Raw genomic sequence first — 11,914 nt, forward strand, 5'->3', positions numbered from 1 at the left:
GCGGCACCCTCAGCCCAGCAGATGCACGCCGAGCGTGACGAAGACGGCAAGGAACAGCGTCTCGGCCAGAACCAGCGCCACCGCGCCGCCACCTACGTCCAGCATCCGCGCGAGCGAGGTCTTGATGCCGACGCCCGCGATCGCCACCAGCAACGACCACCGGCTCAGCATCTCGGCGGCATGGGCGACGGCCGACGGAATCAGGCCCAGCGAATTCGCGACGGCCAGCAGCAGGAAGGCCAGAACGAAGCCCGGCAGCAGCGGCGGCGCCTCGCCCGTCCCGCCGGCGGCGCCCTGTCCCGCAAGACCCGCGACCCGCAGCCCGAGCGACAGGGCCAGGACCACCGGCGCCAGCATCGACACGCGGATCAACTTGACCAGCGTTGCCGTCTCGCCCACCTCGGGGCTGACGGAAAAGCCCGCGCCGACCACCTGCGCCACGTCATGGATCGTTCCCCCCAGAAACACCCCGGATTCGCGCGGCGTCATGCCCACCAGCGCCGCCAGCGGCGGGTAGGCGACCATCGCCACCGTCGACAGCACGGTGACCGACATCACGGTAAAGGCGAGGTTGCGCTCTGACGCCGCGGTCTTCGGCAGCACGGCGGCAATCGCCATTGCGGCAGAGGCGCCGCAGATCGCCACCGCCCCGCCGGTCAGCAGCGCCAGCCGCCAGCCGCGGCCGATGACCCGCGCCGCCACCAGCCCGAAGCCCACCGTCGCCGCCACACCGCCCGCGATCAGCGCGATCATCGGCCCGCCCAGATCCGCCAGCATCTGCGCCGAGACCCGCGCCCCCAGCAGCGCCACGCCCAGGCGCAACACCACGCGGCCCGCGACCTCGACCCCCGGCGCGGTGCGGGTGCCGGCCTCGGCAAGGAAATTGAGCGCAAGCCCCAGCAGCAGCGCCATCAGCATCGCCGGCGCGCCGTAATGTTCGGACAGGAACTGCGCGGTGATCGCGACCAGCCCGCAGACCGCGAGCCCGGGGAACAGCGCACGCGCCGTCCCGGCGGCGGTCGGCGCGCCGGAACCCGCGCGCCCGGCCATGCCTACAGCCCCAGCTTCCGCGACACCATCGCGTTGACGACCGCCGGATCGGCCTTGCCGCCGGTGGCCTTCAGCACCTGCCCGGTGAACCAGCCCGCGAGCTTGGCATTGACCTTGGCCTTTTCCACCTGCGCCGGGTTGGCGGCGATCAGCTCGTCCAGCGCCGTCTCGATGGCACCGGTATCGGTCACGGCCTTCATGCCCCGCGCGGCCGCCACCTCGGCCGGGTCGCCGCCCTCGGTCCACAGGATCTCGAACAGGTCCTTGGCCATCTTGCCGGTGATCTCGCCCCCGGCCAGCAGGTCGAGCATCCCGCCCAGCTGGCCCGCCGTCACCGGGCTGTCGCCGATCGCCAGACCCTCGCGGTTCAGCCGCCCGAACAGTTCGTTGATGACCCAGTTCGCGGCGATCTTGCCGTCGCGGCCCTCGGCCACCGCCTCGAAGAAGGCGGCATTCTCCTTCTCGGCGGTCAGCACCGAGGCGTCATAATCGGTCAGGCCGAAATCGGCCATGTAGCGCGCCTTGCGGGCATCGGGCAGTTCCGGCATCGAGGCGGCGATGTCATCGACCCACTCTTGCTCGATCTCCAGCGGCAGGAGGTCGGGATCGGGGAAATAGCGGTAGTCGTGCGCCTCTTCCTTCGACCGCATCGAGCGGGTCTCGCCCCGGTCCGGATCGTAAAGCCGGGTTTCCTGCACGATGGCGCCGCCATCCTCCAGGATCGCGATCTGGCGACGGGCCTCATAGTCGATGGCGGCCTGGATGAAGCGCAGCGAGTTCATGTTCTTGATCTCGCAGCGCGTGCCCAGATGGCCGAAATCGCCGGTCTCGATGAAGCGTTCATAGGCGCCGGGACGGCAGACCGAGACGTTCACGTCGGCGCGCAGGTTGCCGTTCTGCATGTTGCCGTCGCAGGTCCCCAGATAGCGCAGGATCTGCCGCAGCTTGGCGACATAGGCCGCCGCCTCCTCGGGGCCGCGCAGGTCGGGGCGGCTGACGATCTCCATCAGCGCGACGCCGGTGCGGTTGAAATCGACGAAGGACATCGACGGGTCCATGTCGTGGATCGACTTGCCCGCATCCTGTTCCAGATGAATGCGTTCGATCCGCACGCGCCGGGCAACGCCGGGCGACATCTCGACGATCACCTCGCCCTCGCCGACGATGGGGTGATACAGCTGGCTGATCTGATAGCCCTGCGGCAGGTCGGGGTAGAAATAGTTCTTGCGGTCGAAGGCCGAGCGCAGGTTGATCGCGGCCTTCAGCCCCAGCCCGGTGCGCACCGCCTGCGCCACGCAGAATTCGTTGATGACCGGCAGCATCCCCGGCATCGCGGCATCGACGAAGGCGACATTCGCGTTCGGTTCCGCGCCGAAGGTGGTGGACGCGCCCGAGAACAGCTTGGCGTTCGAGGCGACCTGCGCATGGATCTCCATCCCGATCACCAGTTCCCAGTCGGCCTTGGCGCCGGCGATTACCTTGGGGGCGGGCGGGGTGAAGGTCAGGTCGAGCATCCGTGCCTCGTGCAGCTGGTCCCGGCGTATCCGGGCAACGTCTTCTCTTACGGCGATGGCCCTTGGGGGGCAAGGGCGGCGCCCTGCCCGGCCCTTCGCACCGGACCTTGACGCCCGGTTTCCCCGGCTGCGGCGAATTTTCGCGAATCGGCGAAATCTCGCCGCCCCCGGCCCGTTCCGGCAGGGTCCCGCCTAGGCGGAAAGGCGCGAATTGTGTGCGGGTGCGGCGTCAGGCAGAAGGCCCGGCGCCGGGCATGAGGGGTCCGGTGCCTTCGATCGGGACCAATGAACAGCTTCGCTTTCCGTCACTCGCCCGCGCTTCGCCGCGTCCTTACCATCTGCGGCGTGGCCATGCTCGCCGCCTGCGTGCAACCCGGCGACGGCGATGCCGTCACCCCCGCGATGCGGTGGGATCACCGCCCCGAGGCGCTGCACTGGACGCAATCGACGCTTGCGGCGCTGGACACGGACGGTGCGGTTCTGGCGACCACGGTGCCCGCCGATATCGACACCTTCTGCCCCGGCTATGTCGAGGCGGGGCTGGAGGAACGGCAGGCCTTCTGGTCGGGCCTCTTCTCGGCACTGGCCAAGCATGAAAGCACCTGGAACCCCGCGGCCTCGGGCGGCGGCGGCAAGTGGCTGGGCCTGCTGCAGATTGCCCCCGGCACGGCGCGGGCCTACAACTGCGATGCCACGACCGCGGCGGCGCTGAAGGACGGCGCGGAAAACCTGGAATGCGCGGTGAAGATCGCCGCGCGGCAGGTCGGGCGCGACCGGGCCATCGTGTCGAACGGCCAGCCCGGCTGGGAAGGTCTGGCCCGGGACTGGGCGCCGATGCGCTCGTCCTCGAAGGTGGCCGAAATGGCGGCCTGGACCCGCGCGCAGCCCTATTGCCGGCCGAAGGGCAGCAAGGCCTGACCAGAGGCCGCACATCGGAACAGCAAAGGGGCCCGCGGGCCCCTTTTTCGTATCCTTGCAGCGCGCGGCGGTTGCGGTCACCCCCGCGCGATGACCGCCCGGCGTTTCGGCAACAGCTTGCGCGTGGCGTCGATCATCGAGATGCCGGGGCCGTTGCGTTCGCCGAGCGCCAGGGTTTCGGCCTTCAGCATCTCGATCCCCTCGGCCGAGGTTTCGGGCAACCGCTCGGCCGGGATCGGCCGGCCCACGGTGATCCGGTAGGGCTGGCGCGCCTTGTTCAGCGTCTCGTGGAACAGGGTGATGTCGCGCAGCGTCGGGTGGATCAGGTCGAACAGGTAGAACAGCGCCGAGTTGCGGGCGCGGATGTTCAGCGGAATCACCGGGATGTCGAACTTGCGGGCGATCATCGCTGCCGAGGGCATCCATTCGCGCTCATACAGCCGCAGGCCCCGGCGCTTGGCCAGCCGGCCCGAGGGGAAGATCACCCCCAGCCGCCCCCGCTCGATCGCGGTGCGGGTCAGGGCCATCGTCTCGCGCGTCTTGGCGAGCGTGCGCTTTTCCAGCCGCCATTCGACGGGCAGGATCAGGCTTTCCATCTGCGGCAGGATGCGCAGGATGTCGGAATTGGCGTAGATATACAGGTCCGGGCGGATCGCCTGCAGCACCGACCACAGGATGACGCCATCGGCGATCCCCGTGGGATGGTTCGCGACCACCATCGCCGGCCCGTTGCGAGGAATGTTGTCCAGCCCGCTGACCTGCACGTCGCGCGCGATGATCTGCGCGACCGTCGCCATGATCCGCTCGGTCGGCTCATGCTCGACCACCGTGCCGATGGCCAGCGTCTTCTGATAGCCGAGAAGCCGGGTCAGCGCATGCTTGGCCAGCGTATGATGCGGCCTCCCGGTGAACAGCCAGGGTGCGCGTTCGGCGATAAGCGGGTCGACTTTGTCCTGCATGCTGCACTCCCAACACAGCGTCACAACAGGAATATGACACCGGAGTTCCGTGCGCCAGTGGGCGGGGCGTGGCCGGCTGTTATCGGCGGCCCGCTGCCGTATCTTCGCCGCAGACGGCGAGGAGCGCAAGATCCGCGGCCAGACGCCCGGTCAGGGCGCGGATCTGTGCCGCCGCGGCGACCGCGGCCAGCACCGCCACCGGCCAGAGGCCGCTGCGGGCGGCGCAGGCAAAAATAACCAGCGCCGCCCACAGCAAGAGGTATTGGCGCGACTTGGCAGCGCGCCGACGTGTCGCCACGTCGAAGGTGAAAACCCCTGCGTCATCGGAAATGGCTTTGGTCATGGGCCGGATCATGGCGGAAAATGTGTCTCAATTGTGGCACGCCACGATTCCGCCCATTTTCCGGAAACAGTGCCGCCCGCAACGGCCCACCGGCGCCGCGGCAGGGACGCCGGGGCGCCCCGGCGGCCGTTTTCGCACCATCCTCGCCGCTCAGCCGCCGAGGATTCGCCCTACCATCTCTGCCAGATCGCGGCTGAGGCCCGGTTTCGCGGCGATCCGCTCCAGCGCCGCCCGCGCCCCCGCCTGCCGGTCGGCGTCATAGCGCCGCCACGTCTCGAAGGCCGTGCTCATCCGCGCCGCCGTCTGCGGGTTCACCGCGTCGAGCCGGATCAGCCAGTCCGCCAGCAGCCCATAGGCCGCGCCCGAGGCATGATGGAAGCCCGCATGATTCTCGGGCAGGGCCCCCATGACCGAGCGGAAGCGGTTCGGGTTCTTCCAGTCGAAATCCGGATGCGCGGTCAGGGCCGTCGCCACCCCGGCCAGCCGGTCGGGCGCGGCATGCAGCACCTGCACCGCGAACCACTTGTCGATCACCAGCCGGTTGCCGCGCCAGCGGGCGTGGAAGGCGGCCAGTTCCTCGGCCCCGCGCCCGGCATCCAGCAGGCAGGCCAGCGCGCCCAGGCTTTCGGTCATGTTGTCGGCCTGGGCGAAGACCTGCGCCGCCCGCGCGCCGCCGTCGAGCCGGGTCATCAGCCCCAGGCAGGCCAGCCGCAGCGCCCGCCGCCCGGCCGAGGCCGCATCGGGCGAGAACGGACCGGGGCTGTCCATCTGCTCGTGGATCGCGGGCAGGACCGGGGCCAGCCGCGTCGCCAGCGCCAGGGCCAGCCGGCGACGCGCGGCGTGGATCGCGTCGGGGTCCGGCACCCGGCCGGCATCGTGCAGCGTCTGGGCGATGTCATCCTCCGACGGCAGCCGCAGGCACAGCGCCCGGAAGGCGGGGTCGAGCCCGTCGTCGCGCAGCACCGCCTCCAGCCCCGCCAGCAGGTCGGTGGGCGGGTCGACGCCTTCGGCCACCATCCGCGCCAGCGCGTCCTTCGCCAGGGCACGCCCGGCCTCCCACCGGTTCACGGGGTCGGTGTCATGGGCCAGCAGGAAGGCACGTTCGCCGGCCGGCGCCTGCCGGTCCAGCACCACGGGCGCCGACAGGCCCCGCAGGATCGAGGGGATCGGCCGCGCCGCCAGCCCCTCGAAGCGGAAGATCTGCCTGGCCTCCGTCATCTCCAGCACCGTGGTCGGCAGCACCTCGTCGCCATTGGGGTTCAACAGGCCCAGGGCGATCGGGATCACGCGCGGCGGCTTGTCGGGCTGTCCGGGCGTGGGGGGCGTCGTCTGCGCGAAGGTCAGGGTATAGGTGCCGTCCTGCCAGTCGTCGGTCACCGACAGGCGCGGCGTGCCCGCATCGGTGTACCAGCGCTTGAACTGGGTCAGGTCGCGTCCCGTCGCATCCTCGAAGACCTGCAGCCAGTCCTCGATCGTCGCCGCCTGCCCGTCATGCCGGTCGAAATAGAGGTCGAGCGCGCGGGCATAGGCATCGGGTCCGACGAGGCTGCGCAGCATCCCGATCAGCTCGGCGCCCTTCTCATAAACGGTGGCGGTGTAGAAGTTGTTGATCTCGACAAAGCTGTCGGGCCGGACCGGATGGGCGAGCGGCCCCATATCCTCGCGGAACTGGCGGGCGCGCAGCACCAGCACATCCTCGATGCGCTTCACCGGGGCCGAGCGCATGTCGCACATGAACTGCTGGTCGCGGAAGACGGTCAGCCCCTCTTTCAGGCACAGCTGGAACCAGTCGCGGCAGGTGATGCGGTTGCCGGTCCAGTTGTGGAAATATTCATGCGCGATCACCCGCTCGATCCGTTCGAAATCCGCATCCGTGGCGGTGTCGCGGCTGGCCAGGACGAGCTTGGAGTTGAAGATGTTCAGCCCCTTGTTCTCCATCGCGCCCATGTTGAAATCGTCCACGGCGACGATGTTGAACACGTCGAGGTCGTATTCGCGGCCATAGACCTGTTCGTCCCACCGCATCGACCGTTTCAGCGCGTCCATGGCGAAGGTGCAGCGGTCCTCGTCGCCCGCCCGCACCCAGATCGCCAGCGCCACCTCGCGCCCCGACCGGGTGGTGAAACGGTCGCGCACCGCCACCAGATCGCCCGCCACCAGCGCAAACAGATAGGCGGGCTTCGGCCAGGGATCGTGCCATTCGGCCCAGCCCGGCCCCTGCCCCGCCGGATTGCCGTTCGACAGAAGCACCGGCATGTCGCTTTCGATCCGCACCCGGAACGGCGCCATCACGTCGGGCCTGTCCGGATAGAAGGTGATCTTGCGGAAGCCCTCGGCCTCGCACTGGGTGCAGTAGATGCCGCCCGACATGTAGAGGCCTTCCAGCGCGGTATTGTCCTCGGGCGCGATCTCGACCTCGGCCTCCCACAGGAAGGGGCCGGCGGGCAGGCGCGCGGCGGGCACCGTCAGCAGGCCGTCCGCCACCTGCAACGCGGCCCCGGTCAGCTCCACCCCGTCGATGGCACAGCGGACGGGCCGCAGCCCTTCACCGTGCAACACCAGATCCTGCGCCGGACCCTCGACCGGCACGAAGTGCAGCCGCGACAGCACCCGTGTGGTCCGGAGCGCCAGCCGGAAGGTCAGTTCGACCGCGTCGAGCCGGAAGGGACAGGGGCGGTAATCCGCCAGATGCACGGCGCGGGGTGCATCGTCGTCGGGGGAGTGGGTGGCGGCGGCGGGGTCGGCATGGTCGGGGGGGGTCATGGCACTTCCTGCGGCTGAGGCATCCCCGAAGCCTAGGCAGCGGCACGGGCGGGTTCAACTGCCCAGCGGGCGGGCGCCCGCGCGCCGCCCTCCGCCGGCGGGCCACGGCACGGTTGCATCGCCGGACGCCTCCGCCTAGCTGTGTGCGGGATATCCCGGGGACAGGAGGAACGGATGACGGATCGCGTGGATCGCTACGGGCTGCAGGTCGATCTGCGGCTGGCGGAGTTCGTCGAGACCGCGGCGCTGCCCGGCACGGGCATTGCGGCGGACACGTTCTGGCAGGGCCTGTCCGCGCTGATCCACGACCTCGGGCCCAGGAACCGCGCGCTGCTGGATCGCCGCGACGCGCTGCAGAAGCAGATCGACGGCTGGCACAGCGCCCGCCGCGCCTCGGGCCACGATCCGGCGGCCTACCGCGCCTTCCTGGAAGAGATCGGCTATCTGCTGCCCGAAGGTCCGGATTTCACCATCGACACCCGGAACACCGATCCCGAGATCGCACAGATCGCCGGACCGCAGCTGGTGGTGCCCATCACCAATGCCCGCTATGCGCTGAACGCCGCCAATGCCCGCTGGGGCAGCCTCTATGACGCGCTCTACGGCACCGACGCGCTTGGCGATCTGCCGCAGGGCAAGGGTTATGACGCCGAACGCGGCGGGCGGGTGATCGCCTGGGCCAAGGCCTTCCTCGACCGCACCGCGCCGCTGGCCGCCGGATCCTGGGCGGATGCGGTCGCGCTGACGGTGTCGGAGGGCGCGCTGGCGGTGACCACCGGCAGCGGGCAGACCGCGCTGGCCGATCCGTCGCAATTCGCGGGCCATGCCGGCGATCCGGCCGCGCCGGGGCAGGTGCTGCTGAAGAACAACGGCCTGCATGTCGAGATCCTGATCGACCGCGACAGCCAGATCGGCGCCAGCGACCCGGCCGGCATTTCCGACATCTGGCTGGAGGCGGCGCTGTCCTCCATCATGGATTGCGAGGATTCGGTCGCCTGTGTCGATGCCGAGGACAAGGTGCTGGCCTATTCCAACTGGCTGGGCCTGATGAAGGGCGACCTGACCGAGACCTTCCGCAAGGGCGGCGAGACGATGACCCGCCGCCTGAACCCGGATTTCGACTATGTCGCGCCGGACGGATCGACCCTGACGCTGAAATGCCGCGCGCTGATGCTGGTGCGCAACGTGGGCCATCTGATGACCACGCCCGCCATCCTCGACCGCGACGGCAACGAGGCGGGCGAGGGGCTGATGGACGCGATGCTGACCACGATGATCGCGATGCACGACCTGAACAAGACGGACGGCCCGCGCAATTCCGTCACCGGGTCGGTCTATGTGGTGAAGCCCAAGATGCACGGGCCCGAGGAAGTGGCCTTCGCCGACGAGATCTTCACCCGCGTCGAACAGGTGCTGGGCCTGCCGCGCAACACGGTGAAGCTGGGCATCATGGACGAAGAGCGGCGCACCTCGGTCAACCTGAAGGAATGCATCCGCGCCGCGAAGGACCGGGTGGCCTTCATCAATACCGGCTTCCTCGACCGCACCGGGGACGAGATCCATACCGGCATGGAAGCCGGGCCGATGGTGCGGAAGGGCGAGATGAAGACCCAGCCCTGGATTTCCGCCTATGAGGATCGCAACGTCGATATCGGGCTGGCCTGCGGACTGCAGGGCCGCGCCCAGATCGGCAAGGGGATGTGGGCGGCGCCCGACCTGATGGCCGCGATGCTGGACCAGAAGATCGGCCATCCGCAGGCGGGGGCGAACTGTGCCTGGGTGCCCTCGCCCACCGCTGCCGTGCTGCACGCGACGCATTACCATCAGGTCGATGTCTTCGCCCGGCAGGACGAGATCGCGGCGCAGCGGCGGCCCGCGCGGCTGGACGATCTGCTGACCCTGCCGCTGGCCAGCGGGCGCAACTATTCCGAGGAGGAGATCCGCGCCGAGATCGAGAACAACTGCCAGGGCATCCTTGGCTATGTCGTCCGCTGGGTCGATCAGGGCGTGGGCTGTTCCAAGGTGCCGGACATCCACGATGTCGGGCTGATGGAGGACCGCGCCACCTGCCGGATCAGCGCGCAGGCGCTGGCCAACTGGCTGCATCACGGCGTGGTCAGCCAGCAGCAGGTGATGGACGCGCTGCGCAAGATGGCCGCGGTGGTGGACCGGCAGAACGCGGGCGACCCCGCCTATCGCCCGATGGCGCCGGGCTTCACCGGCCGCGCCTTCCAGGCGGCCTGCGACCTGGTCTTCCTCGGGACGGTGCAGCCCTCGGGCTATACCGAGCCGGTGCTGCACGCCCGCCGGCAACAGGCGAAGGGAGAGATGGCATGACCCTGACGCTGGAGGCGGCCCGCACCATCATCGCCACCGCGCTGGACCACGGGCGCGACCACGGGTGGAAGCCGCTGTCGGCGGTGGTGCTGGACGCGGGCGGGCATGTGCTGTCGTTCGACCGCGGCGACGGGGCCAGCCCCGGCCGGTTCGAGATCGCCCGCGCCAAGGCCTATGGCGCGGTGATGCTGGGCATGGGCGGGTCCGCGCAGATGGCGCGGGCCGAGGCGCAGGCCTATTTCATGGCGGCGGTGAACGGTGTCTTCGGCGGGCAGGTGCTGCCGGTGCCGGGGGGCGTCCTCGTCCGCGATGCGGCGGGGGCGGTGATCGGCGCGGTGGGCGTGACCGGCGACACCTCGGACAACGATGCCGCGGCGGCCGCCGCGGGTATCCGCGCGGCGGGGTTCGAGCCGGAGACCTGATCGGGAGACCTGAACTGGCAACCCGATCCGGCGACCGAGGCCCGATGACCCGACCCGCCGTGCCAACAGCCGGCCCGCAGTGCCCCGTCGCGGGCGACCCGGGCCGGGGAAAGGAGCACGATGCCCTACCTTCCGCAAGGCCGGAACGTCGCGCAGATCCGCCGCCTGACTGCGGCGGCGGCCGTGAACGCGATCAGCCTGTTCCTGCTGGGCTATGCGCTGGTGCCCGATGCCGGCCTCGCCCGGCTCGACCCCAACCGGATCTGCCTTGCCCTGACGATGGCGGTGGCGGGGGTCGCTGTCTTCTGGGCGCTGCTGCGGCCCCAGCCCACCGCGCGCGGCAACCTGCGGGTGGTGGCGCTGGCGCTGGTCGCGGCGGCGGGACTGCTGGGCCTGCTGCGCAGCCAGATCCTGACGGGCGACCGCGCGGCGCTGGCCACGATGATCCGCAGCCAGTCGAGCGCGATCCTCGTCTGCAACCGCGCGCGCCTGCAGGACCCGCAGGTGATTGCGCTGTGCGACGGGATCGTGGCGCGGCGCGAGGCGGAGATCGCGCAGATGCAATCGCTGATCGCGGCGCTCGACGGCGATGCGCCGGCGGCCGATCACGCCGCGCTGCGAACCGGCCGCTGACCGCGGAGGCGGCAGCACGGTGCCGCATCGCCCACCGCGCCCCAGGCGCTGCCCCCGGCCGCGCCCGCACGCGATCTGTGCGAGCCGGCGCTTTCCGTCGTCGCGCGGGCGGCATATGTTGTCTCACATATGCAGCAGAAAGGACCGGCCATGACGCGTCCGTGCGGGGAACACCCCTCCGATCGGGCCACCGATCGACCTGTCGTCGGCATCATCGGCAATTCGGTGCTGATCAACGACACCTATCCCGCGCATAGCGGCGGCACGATGAACAGCCTCGCCGTGGCCGAGGTCGCGGGCTGCCTGCCGCTGGTGATCCCGGCGGACCCGCGGCTGGTCTCGGTGCCCGAACTGCTGGAGGTCTGCGACGGCTTCCTGCTGACCGGCGGCCGCCCGAACGTGCATCCCAGCGAATATGGCGAGGACGAGACGCCCGCCCATGGCGCCTTCGACCGGGCGCGCGACGCCATCACCCTGCCCCTGATCCGCGCCTGCGTCGAGCGGGGGCAGCCCTTCCTCGGCGTCTGCCGCGGCTTTCAGGAGGTGAACGTGGCGATGGGCGGCACGCTCTGGCCGGAAATCCGCGACCTGCCGGGCCGGATGAACCACCGGATGCCGCCGGACGGCACCGTGGAGGAGAAGTTCGCCCTGCGCCACAAGGTGACGGTGACCGAGGGCGGCCCCTTCCACCGCGTCTTCGGGGCGACCGAGGTGATGACCAATTCGCTGCATGGACAAGGCATCAAGCACCCCGGCCAGCGCATCGTCATCGACGGGCTGGCCCCCGACGGCACGCCCGAGGCCGCCTATGTCGAGGGCGCGCCCGGCTTTACCCTGTCGGTGCAGTGGCACCCGGAATGGAACGCGGCCAACGATCCGGTGTCGCGGCCGCTGTTCGCGGCCTTCGGCGATGCCGTCCGGGCCTGGGCCGCGGCGAAGGCGGGCGCCGTCCCGGCGCGGCGGTCGGCCTGAACG

General features: G+C 70.1%; 10 protein-coding genes. 5 read left to right on the forward strand and 5 right to left on the reverse strand.

The features are described 5' to 3' along the window. Nucleotides 1–9: 9 nt before the first annotated feature. Entirely contained in the window at nucleotides 10–1,050 is a 1,041-nt protein-coding gene (locus tag EEY80_RS00270; protein WP_126974570.1) for a YeiH family protein, read from the reverse strand. 2 nt (nucleotides 1,051–1,052) lie between these two features. Beyond that, on the reverse strand, nucleotides 1,053–2,564 hold the full coding sequence (gene gatB / locus EEY80_RS00275) for an Asp-tRNA(Asn)/Glu-tRNA(Gln) amidotransferase subunit GatB (RefSeq protein ID WP_126974571.1): 1,512 nt from the start codon (nucleotides 2,562–2,564) through the stop codon (nucleotides 1,053–1,055). Between the two features lie 351 nt (nucleotides 2,565–2,915). On the opposite strand from gatB, the gene EEY80_RS00280 reads away from it, so the two are divergent. Further along, the gene (locus EEY80_RS00280; protein WP_126975058.1) at nucleotides 2,916–3,482 is read left to right on the forward strand and encodes a transglycosylase SLT domain-containing protein; all 567 of its coding nucleotides are present in this window, start codon (nucleotides 2,916–2,918) and stop codon (nucleotides 3,480–3,482) included. Between the two features lie 77 nt (nucleotides 3,483–3,559). Here EEY80_RS00280 and EEY80_RS00285 read toward each other — a convergent pair whose 3' ends face one another. The 3 genes from EEY80_RS00285 to pepN form a co-directional block, all read right to left on the reverse strand. Continuing rightward, the gene (locus tag EEY80_RS00285; RefSeq protein WP_126974572.1) at nucleotides 3,560–4,441 is read right to left on the reverse strand and encodes a lysophospholipid acyltransferase family protein; all 882 of its coding nucleotides are present in this window, start codon (nucleotides 4,439–4,441) and stop codon (nucleotides 3,560–3,562) included. A 79-nt stretch (nucleotides 4,442–4,520) separates the two neighbouring features. After that, the gene (locus tag EEY80_RS00290) at nucleotides 4,521–4,784 is read right to left on the reverse strand and encodes a hypothetical protein (RefSeq protein WP_126974573.1); all 264 of its coding nucleotides are present in this window, start codon (nucleotides 4,782–4,784) and stop codon (nucleotides 4,521–4,523) included. Between the two features lie 150 nt (nucleotides 4,785–4,934). After that, nucleotides 4,935–7,547 (reverse strand): aminopeptidase N, encoded by a 2,613-nt coding sequence (gene pepN / locus EEY80_RS00295; RefSeq protein WP_126974574.1) that lies wholly within the window; start codon nucleotides 7,545–7,547, stop codon nucleotides 4,935–4,937. 174 nt (nucleotides 7,548–7,721) lie between these two features. Here pepN and EEY80_RS00300 point away from each other — a divergent pair, with 174 nt between their 5' ends. From EEY80_RS00300 to EEY80_RS00315, 4 genes are all read left to right on the forward strand, one after another. Beyond that, a complete protein-coding gene (locus EEY80_RS00300; protein ID WP_126974575.1) occupies nucleotides 7,722–9,884 on the forward strand; it encodes a malate synthase G in 2,163 nt (720 codons plus the stop codon). Beyond that, entirely contained in the window at nucleotides 9,881–10,306 is a 426-nt protein-coding gene (locus EEY80_RS00305; RefSeq protein ID WP_126974576.1) for a GlcG/HbpS family heme-binding protein, read from the forward strand. Before EEY80_RS00300 ends, EEY80_RS00305 begins: the two co-directional genes overlap by 4 nt. A gap of 120 nt (nucleotides 10,307–10,426) precedes the next feature. Beyond that, nucleotides 10,427–10,939, forward strand: a complete 513-nt coding sequence (locus EEY80_RS00310) for a DUF305 domain-containing protein (RefSeq protein ID WP_126974577.1) — start codon at nucleotides 10,427–10,429, stop codon at nucleotides 10,937–10,939. A gap of 150 nt (nucleotides 10,940–11,089) precedes the next feature. Further along, complete coding sequence (locus EEY80_RS00315) at nucleotides 11,090–11,911, forward strand: gamma-glutamyl-gamma-aminobutyrate hydrolase family protein (protein ID WP_164738087.1); 822 nt, start codon at nucleotides 11,090–11,092, stop codon at nucleotides 11,909–11,911. The last annotated feature ends 3 nt before the right edge of the window (nucleotides 11,912–11,914 follow it).

The sequence above is a fragment of the Frigidibacter oleivorans genome (assembly GCF_003993775.1).
Lineage (GTDB): Bacteria > Pseudomonadota > Alphaproteobacteria > Rhodobacterales > Rhodobacteraceae > Frigidibacter > Frigidibacter oleivorans.